Annotated in this window: 13 protein-coding genes; 9 read left to right on the top strand and 4 right to left on the bottom strand. The window is 62.1% G+C overall.

The window, feature by feature from the left end:
• Positions 1-274: 274 nt before the first annotated feature.
• Together ACYU7Q_RS07535 and ACYU7Q_RS07530 are read left to right on the top strand one after the other, a co-directional pair.
• Positions 275-448 carry a hypothetical protein gene (locus tag ACYU7Q_RS07535; protein WP_460608835.1) on the top strand — a complete coding sequence of 58 codons (174 nt, stop codon included), beginning with the start codon at positions 275-277 and terminating at the stop codon, positions 446-448.
• A 147-nt stretch (positions 449-595) separates the two neighbouring features.
• A complete protein-coding gene (locus ACYU7Q_RS07530) occupies positions 596-2,206 on the top strand; it encodes a cation:proton antiporter (protein WP_460608834.1) in 1,611 nt (536 codons plus the stop codon).
• 112 nt (positions 2,207-2,318) lie between these two features.
• Here ACYU7Q_RS07530 and ACYU7Q_RS07525 read toward each other — a convergent pair whose 3' ends face one another.
• The gene (locus ACYU7Q_RS07525) at positions 2,319-3,425 is read right to left on the bottom strand and encodes an NADH:flavin oxidoreductase (RefSeq protein ID WP_460608833.1); all 1,107 of its coding nucleotides are present in this window, start codon (positions 3,423-3,425) and stop codon (positions 2,319-2,321) included.
• Positions 3,426-3,671: 246 nt separating this feature from the next.
• Here ACYU7Q_RS07525 and ACYU7Q_RS07520 point away from each other — a divergent pair, with 246 nt between their 5' ends.
• From ACYU7Q_RS07520 to ACYU7Q_RS07510, 3 genes are all read left to right on the top strand, one after another.
• Complete coding sequence (locus ACYU7Q_RS07520; protein WP_460608832.1) at positions 3,672-5,102, top strand: D-alanyl-D-alanine carboxypeptidase; 1,431 nt, start codon at positions 3,672-3,674, stop codon at positions 5,100-5,102.
• Between the two features lie 161 nt (positions 5,103-5,263).
• Positions 5,264-5,950, top strand: coding sequence for a GNAT family N-acetyltransferase (locus ACYU7Q_RS07515; protein WP_460608831.1), 687 nt, complete (start codon positions 5,264-5,266; stop codon positions 5,948-5,950).
• Between the two features lie 506 nt (positions 5,951-6,456).
• Positions 6,457-8,307 carry an FG-GAP-like repeat-containing protein gene (locus tag ACYU7Q_RS07510; protein ID WP_460608830.1) on the top strand — a complete coding sequence of 617 codons (1,851 nt, stop codon included), beginning with the start codon at positions 6,457-6,459 and terminating at the stop codon, positions 8,305-8,307.
• 95 nt (positions 8,308-8,402) lie between these two features.
• On the opposite strand, the gene ACYU7Q_RS07505 is transcribed toward ACYU7Q_RS07510, so the two are convergent.
• Positions 8,403-9,446, bottom strand: coding sequence for a T9SS type A sorting domain-containing protein (locus ACYU7Q_RS07505; RefSeq protein WP_460608829.1), 1,044 nt, complete (start codon positions 9,444-9,446; stop codon positions 8,403-8,405).
• A gap of 287 nt (positions 9,447-9,733) precedes the next feature.
• A complete protein-coding gene (gene serA / locus ACYU7Q_RS07500; protein WP_460608828.1) occupies positions 9,734-11,635 on the bottom strand; it encodes a phosphoglycerate dehydrogenase in 1,902 nt (633 codons plus the stop codon).
• A 57-nt stretch (positions 11,636-11,692) separates the two neighbouring features.
• Here serA and ACYU7Q_RS07495 point away from each other — a divergent pair, with 57 nt between their 5' ends.
• The 4 genes from ACYU7Q_RS07495 to ACYU7Q_RS07480 all read left to right on the top strand — a co-directional run bounded on the left by ACYU7Q_RS07495 (position 11,693) and on the right by ACYU7Q_RS07480 (position 16,011).
• Complete coding sequence (locus ACYU7Q_RS07495; protein ID WP_460608827.1) at positions 11,693-12,334, top strand: hypothetical protein; 642 nt, start codon at positions 11,693-11,695, stop codon at positions 12,332-12,334.
• Between the two features lie 2 nt (positions 12,335-12,336).
• A complete protein-coding gene (locus ACYU7Q_RS07490; protein WP_460608826.1) occupies positions 12,337-13,518 on the top strand; it encodes a serine hydrolase domain-containing protein in 1,182 nt (393 codons plus the stop codon).
• A gap of 39 nt (positions 13,519-13,557) precedes the next feature.
• Positions 13,558-13,920, top strand: a complete 363-nt coding sequence (locus ACYU7Q_RS07485) for a hypothetical protein (protein WP_460608825.1) — start codon at positions 13,558-13,560, stop codon at positions 13,918-13,920.
• Positions 13,921-14,016: 96 nt separating this feature from the next.
• Complete coding sequence (locus tag ACYU7Q_RS07480) at positions 14,017-16,011, top strand: M1 family metallopeptidase (protein ID WP_460608824.1); 1,995 nt, start codon at positions 14,017-14,019, stop codon at positions 16,009-16,011.
• Between the two features lie 87 nt (positions 16,012-16,098).
• Here the strand turns inward: ACYU7Q_RS07480 and ACYU7Q_RS07475 are convergent, their stop codons facing one another.
• Positions 16,099-16,557 (bottom strand): DUF983 domain-containing protein, encoded by a 459-nt coding sequence (locus ACYU7Q_RS07475; RefSeq protein ID WP_460608823.1) that lies wholly within the window; start codon positions 16,555-16,557, stop codon positions 16,099-16,101.
• Positions 16,558-16,683: the final 126 nt, after the last annotated feature.

Here is a 16,683-nt window from a genome sequence, read left to right as displayed (position 1 = left end):
CTTACTAGGCGCCTTCGCTGCCGCAACAGGCAATGGGGACCGGTGGCCCCGGGCCAGGCCAGCCGCCCAGCCCGAGGCCGCTTGTAGACAACGCGCTGCCAGCCAGGGGCACGGCAAATGTGGGAAAGCACTGCTGTGCGGACCCTCAGAAGCCGTGGCCCGCGTGGCGTCAGGGCCAGCGAGGCGAAAATAAGAATGTGATTTCAAGAAAAAAAAACTGTAGGCCGGGTGCATGGACATAGCAAACGATTGCGGAAATCCGTATATTTAATTCATGGCACATTTCATCAATCACCTCGTCCAATCCTGGGGCCTGAACCCGGTGCACTATTGGCACCTGCGGCTGCTGTTCGCTCTGCTGCTCACGCCCCTGCTCGGGGTGCTCTACGTCGTGCTGTTCGACCGGCCCAAGCGCCCGACCATGGGCCGGCGGCTGTGGCACCAGTAGAAGCGCCGGAGTCGTTTGGCGGAGCCAGTTGATACACAAAAGCCGCCATGATTCGCTGCGCGCTGCATGACGGCGTTTCGCAGCAGGGCATTTCGCGGGCCCGCTCCGCGTGGCGTTTCTTTGGGCTGTTGAATCGAATCCGGCCCCATGCTGCACGAAATCTTACTCCTCATCCTCGGCCTGTTGTTCGCCGTGTTTCTGCTGGTGATGCTGGGGCAGAAGCTGGGCATTTCCTACCCTATTTTCCTGGTGCTGGGCGGCCTAGGGCTGAGTTTCGTGCCCGGCCTGCCGCGCGTGGCCATCGCGCCCGACCTCATTTTTCTGATTTTCCTGCCGCCATTGCTCTACGAAGCGGCCTGGAACACGGCATGGAAGGACTTCTGGCGCTGGCGGCGGGCCATCGGACTGCTCGCGTTCGGGTTGGTGGCCTTTACCTCGCTCATCGTGGCCTACGTGGCGCGGGCCGTCATTCCGGGCTTCACGCTGGGGCTGGGGTTTTTGCTGGGCGGCATCATTTCGCCGCCCGATGCCGTGGCCGCGACTTCGGTGCTGCGCGGCATCAAAGTGCCGCGGCGCGTGACGGCCATTCTCGAAGGCGAGAGTTTGATTAATGACGCCAGTAGCCTGATTGTGTTTCGGTTTGCGCTGCTGGCGGTGCTCTCGGGTACGTTTGTGTGGCAGGAGGCGGCCACCAGTTTTTTGCTGGTGAGCAGCATGGGGCTGGCGGTGGGGCTGGGCGTGGCGTATGGGTTTTACCTCATCCACAAATACCTGCCCACCACGCCCAGCATCAACACGGTGCTCACCTTCATGGCGCCCTACGTGATGTACCTGCTGGCCGAGGAATTCCACTTTTCGGGCGTGCTGGCGGTGGTGAGCGGCGGGCTGCTGCTCTCGCACCTCTCGCACCGGGTGTTCGATGCCAATACCCGCCTGCAGGCCTACAGCGTGTGGGCCAGCGTGAGCTTCGTGCTCAACGGGCTGGTGTTTATTCTCATTGGCTTGCAGCTGCCCATTGCGGTGGAGGGACTGGGCAATTATTCGTTGCGGCAGGCCATCACCTACGGCCTGCTGATGAGCGGGCTGGTGATTGTGATTCGGATGCTGTGGATGTACCCGGCGGCTTTCGTTCCGCGCTTTCTGAGCCAAAAAATCCGCGACAGCGAGCCTAGCCCGGGCTGGCAGGGCACGCTGGTGCTGGGCTGGGCGGGCATGCGCGGGGTGGTGTCGCTGGCTTCGGCGCTGTCGGTGCCGCTGCTTTCGGCCGATGGCCTGCAATTCCCGCAGCGCAACCTGATTCTGTTCATCACCTTCGTGGTCATCCTGGTCACGCTGGTGCTTCAGGGCCTTTCGCTGCCGGCCATCATTCGCTTCACCAAAATAGCCGACCGCGACGACCGCAAGCCCCTCGAAGAGCAGGAAGCCGGCGTGCGCCTGCACCTGCGCACGGTCGCCGTGAAACACCTTAAACGGCAATATTCCGCCGAGTTGCAGGCCAATGAGCTCGTGGCCCGCCTCCACCAGCGCATGGAAACGGAGGTTAACCTCACCACCCGCACCCTCAACTCGCTGGAAGTGGACCAGGCCGGCCGCGAGGCCCTGCGTCAGTACCACCGCGTACTGCTCGACGTGCTGCAGGTGGAGCGCGCGGCGCTGGAACACCTGCGCCATTACGACTCTTTCGATGATGAAGTGTTGCGCCAGCAGGAAGCCCAGCTCGATTTGGACGAGGCCAAAGTGAAGCACATTGAGCGGTAAAAAACGTAGCGCGGAGGTTGTAGTCCGCACCCCCGCGCTGTCGCAACAGCTCTTTCGGGAATGCGGACTACAAAGTCCGCGCTACTGAAAATGGCCTGCGAACCTGCCAGAATTACACCAGCGTGCGCAGCGCCTCGCGGCTGAAGCCCTTCATCTCTTCGGACCGGCCTTGCTCGATTTTCTCCACCCAGTTCGGGTCCACAATCAGCTGGCGGCCCACGGCCACGAGGTCGAACTCATTGCGGTCGAGGCGGCGCAGCAGCTCATCGAGGGAGCGCGGCTCGGAGGCTTCGCCCGCGAAGCCGGCCAGAAACTCGCCTGAGAGGCCCACCGAGCCCACGGTGATGGTGGTTTTGCCGGTAAGCTTTTTCACCCAGCCGGCGAAATTCAAGTCCGAGCCTTCGTTCTCGAACTCCGGCTCCCAGAAGCGGCGCTGCGAGCAGTGAAAAATATCGACGCCGGCCTCGGCCAGGGGCTGGAGCCACGCTTCCATTTCCTGGGGCGTGTGGGCCAGCTTCACGGCGTAGTCCTGCTGCTTCCACTGCGAAAGACGCAGGCTGATGACGAAATCCTCGCCCACCTGGCGGCGCACTTCGCGCACCAGCTCCACGGCCAGGCGGCTGCGCTGGGTCAGGTCATCGCCGCCGTAGGCGTCGGTGCGCTGGTTGAGGCCGGCCCAGAAAAACTGGTCGATGAGGTAGCCGTGGGCGCCGTGCAGCTCCAGGCAGTCGAAGCCGAGGCGCTTGGCATCGGCCGCGGCGCGCCCAAAGGCGGCAATGGTGTCGGTGATGTCGTTTTCGCTCATGGCTTTGCCAGTGGCCTCGCCGGGCTTGAGCAGGCCGGAGGGCCCTTCAAAATTTTCCGCCGGTTTCCAGCCGGAGCGGTGCTCGGCCATCACGCCCATGTGCCAGAGCTGCGGGCCCATTTTGCCCCCGGCGGCGTGCACTTCGTCGATGACGTGCTGCCAGCCGGCCAGCGCGGCCTCGCCGTAGAAATGCGGAATGCTGGGGTCGTTGGACGAGGCCGGGCGCTCTACCACCGTGCCTTCGGAGAGGATGAGGCCGACCTGGCCCTCGGCGCGGCGGCGGTAGTAGGCGGCCACATCCGCGCCCGGCACGCCGTTGGGCGAGAAGGAGCGGGTCATGGGGGCCATCACAATGCGGTTTTTGAGGTGGAGGGATTTTAGCGCGAAAGGCGCGAACAGGGCGTTGGTGGACATAATATGCGGTTGCTTTCTTCGTATGATGGAAAAGTTGACAACAACAGGGCGGGGAGGATTTTGATTTTTTACAAACCAAAGTAGGGTGCGGGGCTTGCCTCCGCCCGTCGTTGAACGGCTCGCGTTTGAATTACTCAATTACTTGACCAACGACGGGCGGAGGCAAGCCCCGCACCCTACTCCGTGAAAAGGATAATTCCTCCCAAAAAGCCACCCCAGCCCCGTTTGCTGCGTAAGTTGCGGCCCATGCTACGTCCACTCTATTTCCTGCTGCTACTTATTATTGGTACCACCCAATTATCGGCCTGCGCCCAGGCCCCGGAGAAGCCGCCGGTGGCCGCCGCGCCGACGGCCGGCCCGCGCTTGCCCTGGCTCGATTCGCTGCTGGCGGCCTCGCCGGTGCTGGCCCAGCACCAGGTGGGCCTGAGCCTGGCCTATGCCGACAGCACCCGCCCGTTCTACGGCTACCAGGAAGCCAAGTATTTCACCCCGGCCAGCAACATGAAGCTGTTCAGCTTCTACACCGGGCTGCACCTGCTCGGCGACTCGCTGCCCAGCCTGCGCTACTTCAGCCGCAACGACACCCTGTTTTTCCAGGGCACCGGCGACCCCACGCTGCTGCACGGCGACGTGCCCAGCCGCCGCGCCTACAACTTTCTGCTGCACCGCCCCGAAAAAAGCCTGGCCTACTGCGCCATTGCCTGCGTGGCTCCCTTCGGCCCCAGCTGGACCTGGGACGACTACGGCTACTATTTCCAGCCCGAGCGCACGGCCTTCCCAATTTACGGCAACACCGTGCGGTTCTACGCCACGCCACCCGTGCCGGTGCGCCACGGCGGCGTGGCGGCCGTGCGGCCGGGGCTGGTGCCGCAATCGCGGGTGCGGGTGTTGCCGCGCTTTTTTGCGCCGCTGGTGGGGCCCGCCGCGCCCGATTTGCTCACGCCGGGCCTGGACAAGGACACCCACGTCATCCGGGCTTTGCACGAAAACCGCTTCTACGTGCTGCCCACCACCAAAAAGTGGGTTGACGAAACCCCGTTCGTGACCAGCAGCGGGCTGATGCTGCGGCTGCTGGGCGACACGCTGCGTCGCGCCACCACCGGGGCCGTGTGGCGGCCCCGGCCTGGTCTGGACTCCATCCGCACGCTGAATGGGCTGCGCGTCGACTCGCTCTACCGCCGCATGCTGCGCGTGAGCGACAACTTCCTGGCCGAGCAATTGCTGCTGATGTGCAGCACCAAAATTGGCAACCACGACTCCCTCAGCACCGGCCGCGTGATTCGTTACGCCCGCAAAAACCTGCTCACCGACCTGCCCGACCCCATTTTCTGGGTCGATGGCTCGGGCCTTTCGCGGCTGAATCTCATCACCCCGCGCACCCTAACGGCCTTGCTGCTCAAGCTGCACCGCGAAGTGCCCGAGCGCCGCCTGCTGAGTTTGCTGGCGGCCGGCGGCGGCCAGGGCACCCTGCGCAAGCGCTACCACGACGCCAGTGGCCCGTGGGTGTGGGGCAAAACCGGCACCCTGAGCAACAACCTGAACGTGTGCGGCTACTTGCGCACCAAAAGCGGCCGGCTGGTAGCCTTCACCTTCATGAACAACAACCACGTGGTGGACAGTGGCGACATGCGCAACGAAGTGGAGCGCGTGCTGCGCCAGGTGCGCGAGCGGCTGTAGCAATATTGGCCGGGCATGTCCGGTGAATGGCGGCTGTATTTCTGAGCCAAAAGTATGGGCTCAGAAATACAGCCGCCCGATGAAAGCCTTGCCTCCCGTTGTGTTTGCTGTGCCGCCCGGCATGCACTTGCTCGATTTCTCCCTGTCTAATGCTCAACGACATGGCCCATATACTTGACAATCCGGTCTGGAACGCGCTGATTTCGGGCAATGAATCCTTGGCCAATGGCACCGCGCAGGTAAAGTATTTTGCGGCGGACGTGTCGCCTTTTGTGGGGTTTGAAATGCCGGGCCGACAGGCGTTTGATGCCCTCCACGCTCTCGTGCCAGTCAAGCGGGCCCTGGGCGTGGTCAGCGCCGGGGCGCTGGAGGTGCCGCCCAACTGGCAGGTGTTGCAGCAAATGCAAGTGTATCAAATGGTGCAGGAGCACCCGGTGGGTGGCACCGTGGGCATGCCGACACTCGTGCCGCTGGGGCCGGAGCACGTGCCCGCCATGCTGACCCTCACCAAGCGCACCAATCCCGGCCCGTTTTTCACCAACACCATTGCATTTGGGCATTACCAAGGAATTTTTGATGATGGCGCGCTGGTGGCCATGGCCGGGCAGCGGCTGCATCCCGCGCCGTATGCCGAAATCAGTGCCGTGTGCACCCACCCCGACTACCTGGGGCGCGGGTACGCCAGCCACTTGCTGCACTACCAGGCCCAACGGATTCGGGCAGCGGGTGGTATCCCGTTCCTCCACGTCAGGACCGATAATGCGACGGCGATAAAAGTCTATCAAAACCTGGGCTTTACGATTCGGCAGGAGCTGAACATTTACATCATCCAAAAGCAGCCTGCGTGAGGCAGGGCTGCCAGACGCGCGGCCCTGAAGTCGGCTAATCCATCATCAGCGCGTCATTACTGTCTTCTGGGTGGCCGTGGTGCCCGAGCCTGCTGCTCCCGGGAAGTAAACCCCCGGCGGCTAAGTCCAATAAGTCAAACCGGGGAGCTGCTGGCTTAGCCCGACGCAGCTGGAGGGGAAAGCCAGTCGCGTCGGGCGGGCCCAACACCCGTGGCCGGCGGGCCGCGCGCCGACCAACGGGCGTTTTGGGACGATGACTTGCCTATTATACCCGATAAAGTATGCGCGCCGACTAAAAACAGGCCTCTGGAGTCTGTAAACGCACTTTTCATTCGGCTACAGTTCCGTTTCCATTCGCCGGGAATTCTTGCGCTATTCGCCGAGGAACCGCCGTCTTTAGCCGAAGGAAAAAATACTGCCCGGCTCAGATGAGGAGCTTTGTATCATCGAAACGGCCGCAGCTAAGCTGGCCTTTCCCCAAGTCACTGCTCCTCATTACCAGCAATATGTTTACACTTGTTACGCCCACCGTTCGTTTGTTTTGCCTGGCTACCCTCGGTTTGCTGCTGCCCGCCGCCGCCATGGCGCAGGCGCCCACCATCAGCAGCGTAACGCCAACCACCGCCGCCCCCGGGGCCACGGTTACCATCACCGGCACCAACCTCACGGGCTTCACTTCGGTGCTGCTGAACGGCCAGGCCGTGCGCGCCACGCCGGGCCTGGTGCCTGCTACAACGGCCACCTTCATTGTGCCGGCCGCTGCGGGCACGGGCCGGGTGCGGCTGACCACCACTGCCGGCACCGCCGTGAGTGCCGCCCGCCTGGGCGTGACCCGGGGTTCCTCCAACAGCAACTACGGCCAGCTGAACACCAATGCCACCAGCGCCACCGCTGCCGGTGCTTATTCGACCCCCGTGGCCACCGACCTCGACAAGGACGGCCTGCTGGAACTGCTGGTAGGCCAGGGCGACGGCACCATGGTGGACTACGAGCAAACGGCCGCCAACGGCGCTTTCAGCACCACGGGCACGGTTATTACCTTGTTTTCGGGCGGTGCTACCGTCGATGTGGGCCTCTACGCCAAGCCGACGGTGAGCGACCTCGACGGCGACGGCCTGCAGGAAATCATCGTGGGCGAAGAAACCGGCAAAGTGCTGATTTATGAACAAAACGCCAGCACGGGCGCCAACGCCTTTAAAATGGGGGCCGGCACCACCTTGTTTGCCAACCCCTACGGCGCTACCACTTCGGGTACGCCCAACGCCGGTTCCTACGCCCGTCCTTCGGTGGGCGACATCGACAACGACGGTCTGATTGACATCATCGTCGGCAGCAACAACGGTTACCTGAACCGCTACGAGCAACTCGCCAGCACCAGCAACACCACGGCCGGCTTCAGCGCCGCCACTACCATCAAGCTGGCCAATGGCACAACCATCCTCGATGCCGGCGACGTGAGCAAGCCCCTCATCACCGACTACGACGGCGACGGCAAACTCGACATGCTGGTGGGCAACTACGCCGGCAACGTGCAGCTCTATACCCAAACTTCGGTCAACGCCCTCACCTTTAGCTTCGTGCAGAACCTGAGCGCCGCCGGCACCGCCGGCACAGTTATCAACATGGGCAACTCGGGCACCAACCCCAGCAACAGCGGTGGCTACGCCGCCCCGGCCGTGACCGACTACGACGGCGACGGCTTGCTCGACCTCTTCATCGGCAACGGCAACGGCACGGTTTATCGCTACGAGCAAAGCACTTCGGCCGCTGCGCCCACCATCACGGCCCCGCTGCCAGTCGTGCTCAGCGCCTTCAGCGGCCAGGCCACCAGCGCCGGCAACCGCCTAAGCTGGACCACGGCCCAGGAGCTGAACAGCGCCAGCTTCGTGGTTGAAGCCTCGGCCGATGGCACCGCCTTCGTTACCGTGGTCGAGCTGACCGCCGCCGGCACCAGCACCATCGCCCACAACTACGAGTACCTCGATGCCTCGGCTGCGGCTCAGGCGGCTGGCCGCCGCTACTACCGCCTGCGCCAGGTGGACCTGGACGGCACCACCAACTACTCACCGGTAGTAGCCCTGAGCCACACCACTGCCACTACTGCTCCCGCCACCGCCGAAGCTTACCCCAACCCCTTTACCGACCAACTGTCGGTGGCTCTGCCCGGCACCATCGAGCCCCAGGCCACGACCGTAACGCTGCTCTCGCTGGCTGGCCGCCCGGTGTTTGCCACCAAGCTGGCCCTCGGTGCCGCGCCTCAGGCCCTGGCCGGCCTGCCCGAACTGCCCGCCGGGGTCTACGTCCTGCGCCTCGCCACGGCCGGCGGCAGCATCACCCGCAAGGTTACTCGCCAATAAAAATCGGCATTGTTTGGAATGAAACCGGCCCCGGCCTCCGCAAGGAGAACCGGGGCCGGTTGTTTTCGGGGTATTCTGCTACGCTAATTACGCTGTTATTCTACCACTACTTGCCGAGCGGCGATGCGGCCACTGGTTTGCACCCGCACGGTATAGAGGCCGGCGGCAAGGGTGCTCACGTCTACCAGGGTTTGGGTGCCGGTGGGGTTCAGGTCCAGCGTGCGGATTTGCACTGGCTGGCCCAGACTGTTGATGAGCGCAATCTGAGCGGTGCGCTCGGCGGGCAGGGCGGGCAGGCGCAGGGTGAAGCAGCGCGGCGCAGGGTTGGGAAAAACGTCGATGCTGGCATCCCCCAGCGCCGGGTGCGTGGCCAGGGCCGCCGCCGGGGTGAAGGTATAGGTTTGGCCGGCGGCCGGCCGGGTGTTGATGGTATTGATGGGCAGGGCGGCAGTGGCATTGTTGACGATGGACGGGCTGGCGGAGGCATCGGTGAGGGAGACAAAGTTGCCGCGCCCGTTCACCGAGGTCGAGCCGCCATCGATACCAATGGAAGCACTGGCAATGGAACTGTCGAAAACGCCCGGCTCGGGCCGGTACACGAACTGGATAACGTTGGTGCCTTCGTAGAGCTTCACCTGAAACGAGAGGCTGGGGGTGGTGGCCAGGTAGCCATCGGCCCAGTTCAGCCACTGAAACGTGAACACCCGGTTGGGCGTGCTGCCCGTGACGGCGTAGGAAGCTGTGCCGTTAACGCCGGTCATGTCGTCGTAGAAAGGCGCGATGGTTGTCAGGCCCATGCCCAACGAATTGACTGATTGCGAATAGGTACTGTTGCCCCGCACGTCGATATAACCGTCGGTGGTGGCCTGAATCGAGTTGATGGGCTGGCCGCCGTAGTAGAAAGTAAAAGGCAGCGCAATGTTGGCGGAAATGGCGTCATTGGCCGATAGGTTGCTGACGGCCGTGCCCCCAACAACAGGCGTAAAGGTGCCGCTGCTGGCCGCAAACTGGTACCGCGACACGTCCTGTGCCAGGCCGGGCCGCGCGGTGAGGAGAAGCGGCACCGCAGCCAGTAATACTTGAGCAGCGAAGGGCCGACGGGGCTGCCACAACGAGAAAGTAGGATTGAAGTGTATCATAATATCAGGTGTTGGTATAGATTAAATATATATAATTAATTATTAATATTATTTGCTATAATTAGCGTACAATCAACTTATTGCATAATAATTACAAATGAAAATGCTTCATTGCTACATAAATCCGAGCAGTAGTTGTGGCGCTAAAATGAGTCGTGTAAAATCAATCGGTGCCGACATGGTTGGCAGTTTTGGCTTCCTGCAAGGGGGCTGGAATAAGCCGGCCGAAACGCAAAAAGCAGCCACCGGATGAAGGTGACTGCCTGTTGCATTCGGGGGACTGAGGGTTAGTACAGCACCCGGAACTTGATGGTGTGCTCCACCTCGCGCAGGGCCTGAATCACGTCGTGGTCGTACTCGCGGTTGATGTCGGTAATCACGTAGCCGATGTGCTCGTTGGTTTTCAGGTACTGGCCCAGGATGTTGACGTGGTGCTCGGCCAGCACGTTGTTGATTTTAGCCAGTACACCGGGCACGTTGGCATGGATGTGAATGAGGCGGTGGGCCTGCTGCGCGGGCAGCTGAATGTTGGGGAAATTGACCGACTGCTGGGTGTTGCCGGTGTTGATGTACTGCATGATGCGCTCGGGCACAAACTCGGCAATGTTGCGCTGGGCCTCGGCCGTGCTGCCGCCGATGTGGGGCGTGAGCAGCACGTTGGGCAGGCCGCGCAGCTCGCTCTCGAATACTTCCTGGTTGGTTTTGGGCTCGTAGGGAAACACATCCACGGCCGCGCCGCCGAGGTGGCCGCTGCGCAGGGCGGCGGCCAGGGCGGGCACGTCCACCACGTGGCCGCGGGCATTGTTGAGGAATAGCGCGCCCTTTTTCATGAGGGCAAACTCCGCGGCTCCGATGTAGTTGGTGTTTTCCTGGCGGCCGTCGATGTGCAGCGTCACCACGTCCGATTGGGCCAATAATTCCTCCAGCGTGCGGCACTTCACGGCGTTACCAAGCTGGAGCTTTTCGGCCACGTCGAAGTACACCACCTTCATGCCCACGGCCTCCGCCACCACCGACAATTGCGAGCCAATATTGCCGTAGCCCACGATGCCGAGGGTTTTGCCGCGAATCTCAAACGAGCCGCTGGCCGACTTGTCCCACTCGCCCCGGTGCATTTTGGGGTTCTTTTCTGGGATGCGGCGGGCCAGCACAATGATTTCGCCTAACGCCAATTCTACCACCGAGCGGGTGTTGCTGAACGGCGCGTTGAACACGGCCACGCCCTTTTTCATGGCCGCCGTGAGGTCAATCTGGTTGGTGCCGATGCAGAACGCGCCGATGCCAATCAGCCGGTTGGCCGCGTCGAGCACGCGCTGGGTCACCTGCGTTTTGGAGCGGATGCCGAGCAGGCTCACACCCTCGATGCGCTGGATGAGCTCATCCTCATCCAAACCGCCCTTAACTTCCTCTACCTGATAGCCTTCCCGACGAAAAAGCTCGGCGGCGCGGGCATCAGGGTTTTCCAGCAGGAGGACTTTGATGCGGTTTTTGGGGTATGATAAAGTCATGGGAAGTCTTAGTTGGTACAAAAACTCGTCGAAGGTGGGCAGCACTTCGTCGGCCTGGGCCACCACGGTGGGGCGGCTAACATTCTCGGTGTAAGCGTAGAAGCGGTGGGCCAGCCCGGCTTCACGAATTTGGTAGTCGGTATAACCGTCGCCGAGCACGTACACCGGCCCGTCCAAATCGAGCAGCACGAGCTGGCGGATTTTGCCGCCGTCGCGGCTCAGCACGTTGGCCGGGTCGCAGCCGGTGATGTTGCCGGCTTCGTCGAAGGTGAAGGTGTTGGCCAGCACGTGGCAGGCCGGAATGCCAAACTCGGCCACCACCGGCTCGATGAACTCGCGGAAGCCGCTGCTCACCACGTAAATCCGGTCGGCAAACTGCCGGAAGAAAGCCCCGTTGCGCCGGATGCTCTCGCTCACCTTGGTTTTGAGGCGGGCCACGAGCGGGGCGAGGTGGCGCTCGTTGGCTCCGAGCAGCGCCAGCCGCTTCGCCAGCGATTCCTGAAACCCGATTTCGCCGGCCATGCCCTGGTCGGTGAGGGCTTTAATCTGACCTACAACTTTGGCTTGGTCGGGGTGGCCTTGCAGGGCAATATCGGCCAGCTCATCCAGCCCTTCCACTTGCGTGAAGGTGCTGTCGAAATCGAACACTAGGTAAGGCAGGGGAGCGGCGGCGTTGGGCATGAGCGCAAAGATGCGCCCGGCAGTACCTTGGCGCGGCATTCCTTTCCCAAGTATTTTATGAAATCATTGCTGCTTCTGCTGCTCACGCTGATGCTGAAACTACCCGCCGCTGGGCCGCCGGCCGTGCGCGTCACGTTCAGTCCGCTGACGAAGGCGGCGTACTTGGCGGCGATGAAGGGGGCGGTGGTGACGAAGCCGGCCATAACCTTTCCGCTCAGGAAGCAGAAGGGGCGTATTGTGATTCCAACAGCTAAAGGCAGTGTGATTTTTAAAGACAATCCTGTTGATGAAGAGAATCCTGATTGGGAAAAATTCTCATATAGAGGCTACCTGCCGCAGTTTAAATCCCACTTAATTGAGCATAATCATTACGAATGGTCCCGGTATATCTTAATTGATAATAGTGGCAAGGAGACAGAAACTTCCAATATGGCTGTGTATTCACCCGACACCAGGAGTTTTGTTGCCATATCAGGAGGTGTTGAGAGTGCGATGTATTCCAATTCTATTCGGCTTTTTCGCTTTGAAAACCACCATTGGCGGGAAGTATGGAAAATAGAGCCTTCGGTAGAGCCGGCCACGTGGGAGCCGGACGAAATCCACTGGCTTTCCAATTCAACGTTGTTGCTGAAAAAGAAGATGTGGACCGGCAAAAACCCGGGCAGTACGTTCACCTACGCCAAACTGGAAATTCACTAGCCATGAAGCCTTTCCTGCAACTGCTGCCCCTCGCGCTGGCCCTGACCAGCACGCCCGCCCTGGCCCAGAAAGTCCCCGCTTTCCATACCCTCGACGGCCGCACCCTACGCCCGGCCGACATCGACCGCACCGTGCAGACGCTCATGGATTCGGCCAAAGTGCCGGGCTTGGCGGTGGCGCTGCTCGAAAATAATAAGGTGCGCTACCTGCACACCTACGGCTACCGCAACCTGGCTACCAAAGCGCCTTTGGAGCCGCAAACGGCCATGTACGGGGCCTCGTTCAGCAAGGCAGTGTTTGCTTATCTGGTGATGCAGCTGGTGCAGGAAAAGCGCCTCGACCTCGACAAGCCGATGGCCGGGTACCTGCCCCGGCCGCTGCCCGAGTACGAGGCTTACCAGGACCTGGCCGGCGATGTCCGTTGGCAGCGTCTCACGGCGCGCATGGCCCTCACGCACACCACCGGCCTGCCCAACTGGCGCTGGATGGAGCCCGATAAAAAGCTGCGCTTTAAGTTCGAGCCCGGCGCGCGCTACGGCTACTCGGGCGAGGGCCTGCAGTTACTGCAGTTGGTTATCGAAACCATCACGCAACAGGGCTTGGTACAGCTCAGCAACGAGCGGATTTTTGGGCCCCTGAACATGAGCCACACCAGCTACGTGCGCCTGCCGAGCTTCGAGCAGAACTACGCCGTGGGCTACGACGAGCAGGGCCAGCCCGTGCCCAAGCGCAAGGGCGTCAAAATCCAGGCCGCCGGCTCGCTGGAAACTACGCCGGCCGACTACGCCTTGTTTATGGCCGCCGTGATGCAGGGCCAGGGCCTCGCGCCGGCCACCAAAAAGGAGATGACGCGCACCCAGGTTCGCATTCCGTTCAAGGCGCAGTTCGGGCCGTTGGCGACGGTGGCCGCGCCCGATAGCAACCGCACCATCCGGCTGGGGTACGGGCTGGGCTGGGGCACGTTTGACTCGCCCCACGGCCACGCGTATTTCAAGGAAGGGCACGACGATGGCTGGGAAAACCACAGCGTCATCTTCGCCGACCGCCAGCGGGGCCTGCTGCTGATGAGCAACAGCTCCAACGCCGATAAAATCTTCAAGGCCCTGCTGGAGCGGCTGCTCGGCGACCGGGCCACGCCCTGGCAGTGGGAAGATTACGTGCCCTACCAATACGCGGAGAAGTAAGCTTTCTAAATGCCATTTTAGCCATTTCCCCATTCTTCGATGCTGCCCCAACGCCTCGTTTTTGTGTACAACGCCGACGGCGGCCACCTTGCCGGGCTGAAGGACCTGTTCCACAAAATCCTCTCGCCGGGTACCTACCCGTGCTCCCTGTGCGCCATCACCTACGGCGCTATATCGATGCAGCCGCTGTGGCGCGAGTTTATCAAGACGCTGCCGTTGCCGGTGGATTTTCGGCACCGCGATGAGTTCGTTCGTGACTTTCCGCAGTGGGCAAGCCACCCGCTGCCGGCCGCTTTTGCTGTGAACGAGGATGGCGCGCTCATGCCTTTTATTGAAGCGCCGGAGATGGACGCGGCCGATTTGAATGGGCTGATGCAGCTGGTGCAACAGCGGCTGCGCTAGGCACCGTGCAACCCTGTGCAACGACTGCTACCTTTAGCCGGGAAACCGGCTGCGGGCTGGCCCCGATGTCACCATTTCTCTTTGCTAAAATTCTTCATGAAGCTCCCTTTCCTGCCCGGCGCGCTGCTGGGCGCGGCCCTGCTGGCGGCCGGTCCAGCCCTGGCCCAAACTCCCAATATCGGCCCGGCCTACGACTCGCGCACGCTGTTCAACCCCTCGTTTATTGAGCAGCTGAGCACGCCCACGCGCACGGCCGGCGGCCAGCCCGGCGCGCAATACTGGCAGAACGCGGCCGACTACAAAATCGACGCCCGTCTCGACGAGAAAACCGCCCGCGTGACGGCCACTGTGGCCATCACCTACACCAACAACTCGCCCGATGCGCTGCCTTTCGTGTGGCTGCAGGTCGACCAGAACCTATACCGCGAAGACTCGCGCGGGGCGGCCATCACGCCCGTCGGTGGCGGGCGCTTCGGCAATAACTCGCGCGGCTTCCGCGGCGGCGACTCGCTGCAAACCGTGACCATCGAGCTGCACGGTAAAAAAATGAAGGCCAACTACCGCGTGACCGATACGCGGATGCAAATCATACTGCCCGAGGCGTTGAAACCCAAAGGCGACAAGCTGAAAATCGACATTGCCTACGGCTTCACCATTCCCGAATACGGCTCCGACCGCCTCGGCCGCCTCAAAACCAAGAACGGCGAAATCTTCGAAGTGGCGCAGTGGTACCCGCGCATGGCCGTGTACGACGACGTGGAAGGCTGGAACACGCTGCCCTACCTCACGGCCGAGTTCTACCTCGAATACGGCAATTTTGACTACACCCTCAACGTGCCCGCCAACTACCTCGTGGGCGGCTCGGGCGAGCTGGTGAACCCGGCCGAAGTCCTCACCAGCGCCCAGCAAAGCCGCCTGGCCAAGGCCGCCGGCTCGGACCAGACGGTCATCGTCCGCTCGGCCGATGAGGTGACGCAGGCCGGCTCGCGGCCCGCCGGCAAAAACGGCCGCCTGACCTGGCACTTCAAGTGCCAGCGGGCGCGGGATGTGGCCTGGGCCGCGTCGTCGGCCTTCGTGTGGGACGCGGCCAAGATGAACCTGCCCAGCGGGCGCAAGTCACTGGCGCAGTCGCTCTACCCGGTGGAAGCGGCCCAGGACACGGCCTGGAACCGCTCGACGGAGTACGTGAAGAAGAGCATCGAATACAACTCGAAGCAGTGGTACGAATTCACCTACCCGGTGGCGACGAACGTGGCCGGCGTGGTGGGCGGCATGGAGTACCCGGGCATCGTGTTTTGCGGCGTGAAGGCCCGCAAGGCCAGCCTGTACAGCGTGACGGACCACGAATTCGGCCACAACTGGTTTCCGATGATTGTGGGCTCGAACGAGCGCAAGTACCCGTGGATGGACGAGGGCTTCAACACCTTCATCAACATCCTGTCGTCGGGCAATTTCAACAACGGCGAGTATGCCAAGCGGCTGAACGACACCACGCGGCTGGTGCAGGGCAACATCCGCTACATCATGGACCCGGCCACCGTGCCGCCCTACACCGTGCCCGATGTGACGCCCTCCAACTACCTCGGCTACGCGGCTTACAGCAAGATGGGCTACGGCCTGTTTCTGCTGCGCGAGGAGATTCTGGGGCCGGACCGGTTCGACTATGCGTTCCGCACCTATATCAAGCGCTGGGCTTTCAAGCATCCGCAGCCGAAGGACTTTTTCCGGACCATGAACGAGGCCAGCGGCGAGGACTTGACCTGGTTCTGGCGCGAGTGGGTGTACAACAACTGGACCCTCGACCAGGCCGTGACCACCGTGGCCTACGTGAACCAGGACCCTGCCCAGGGCGCCCTCATCACCGTGGAGAACAAGGGCCAGGCCGCCATGCCCGTCATCGCCGACGTGACCGAAACCAACGGCAAAACCACCCGCGTGCGCCTGCCCGTGGAAGTGTGGCAGCGCAGCGGCACCTGGACGTTCCGCTACAATTCCACCACGCCGCTCACGCTGGTGCGCCTCAACCCCACCAAGCTGCTGCCCGATGCCAACCCCGGCAACAACGTGTGGCGCGCGCAGGTGCTGAAGTAATTTCTCCCAGCATCAGCGCTGAGAAACGCAAAGCCCCGGCTGCTTCCTGAGCAGCCGGGGCTTTTTTGTGTCTGCCGTTGTGGCTTATTAATCTTGCGAAGCGCCGAGGTGGCGATGCTGCTTCCAGTTCTTGTTATACTGCGCGCCGCCAAACAAATACAACATCAGCGCCCGCGAATACCGCAGGATAACCGGCGTGAGCAGCACCGTGACCCCGGTGATGATGGCCACGTACACCCACGTATCGGGGTTGCCCAGTAGGTAGTAAATCAGCACGCCCAGCACCAGAAAAGTGGCCACGTTGAAGGCGAAGGTGATGTACATCGAACCGAAATAGAAGCCCGGCTCGGGCTCGAACGACTGGCCGCACACGGGGCACTGCGCAGGCATTTGGGCGAATTTGGTCACGTTCAGGGCCGAGTGCGTGAACAGCTTGCCCTGGTGGCAGCGTGGGCAGCGCAGCATGAGCAGCGCCAGCACGGTGGAATCAACGAATTCGGGTGTCTTAGCAGGTTCGGCCATAACCGGGGCAGGGGAGGGAAGCATAAGGCAGATAGGAGCTATACGGGAAAATGCGGCCCGCGCCCATGCGCCAGTGGCCGGCGCGGCACCTGCCGCTTTGATACCCCAAAATTACCCGGTGCCTGCCTCGCCTGCGTAGCCCGTTTGCGG

This window comes from Hymenobacter terrigena, from assembly GCF_054776515.1.
Note: the sequence above shows the minus strand (reverse complement) of the source record. Positions and strands in the feature narration are given on the sequence as shown.

Coding starts and splice junctions, on each gene's coding strand:
- ACYU7Q_RS07535 (WP_460608835.1), top strand. CDS start 275: ATGGCACATTTCATCAATCACCTCGTCCAATCCTGGGGCCTGAACCCG.
- ACYU7Q_RS07530 (WP_460608834.1), top strand. CDS start 596: ATGCTGCACGAAATCTTACTCCTCATCCTCGGCCTGTTGTTCGCCGTG.
- ACYU7Q_RS07525 (WP_460608833.1), bottom strand. CDS start 3,425: ATGTCCACCAACGCCCTGTTCGCGCCTTTCGCGCTAAAATCCCTCCAC.
- ACYU7Q_RS07520 (WP_460608832.1), top strand. CDS start 3,672: ATGCTACGTCCACTCTATTTCCTGCTGCTACTTATTATTGGTACCACC.
- ACYU7Q_RS07515 (WP_460608831.1), top strand. CDS start 5,264: ATGGCCCATATACTTGACAATCCGGTCTGGAACGCGCTGATTTCGGGC.
- ACYU7Q_RS07510 (WP_460608830.1), top strand. CDS start 6,457: ATGTTTACACTTGTTACGCCCACCGTTCGTTTGTTTTGCCTGGCTACC.
- ACYU7Q_RS07505 (WP_460608829.1), bottom strand. CDS start 9,446: ATGATACACTTCAATCCTACTTTCTCGTTGTGGCAGCCCCGTCGGCCC.
- serA (WP_460608828.1), bottom strand. CDS start 11,635: ATGCCCAACGCCGCCGCTCCCCTGCCTTACCTAGTGTTCGATTTCGAC.
- ACYU7Q_RS07495 (WP_460608827.1), top strand. CDS start 11,693: ATGAAATCATTGCTGCTTCTGCTGCTCACGCTGATGCTGAAACTACCC.
- ACYU7Q_RS07490 (WP_460608826.1), top strand. CDS start 12,337: ATGAAGCCTTTCCTGCAACTGCTGCCCCTCGCGCTGGCCCTGACCAGC.
- ACYU7Q_RS07485 (WP_460608825.1), top strand. CDS start 13,558: ATGCTGCCCCAACGCCTCGTTTTTGTGTACAACGCCGACGGCGGCCAC.
- ACYU7Q_RS07480 (WP_460608824.1), top strand. CDS start 14,017: ATGAAGCTCCCTTTCCTGCCCGGCGCGCTGCTGGGCGCGGCCCTGCTG.
- ACYU7Q_RS07475 (WP_460608823.1), bottom strand. CDS start 16,557: ATGCTTCCCTCCCCTGCCCCGGTTATGGCCGAACCTGCTAAGACACCC.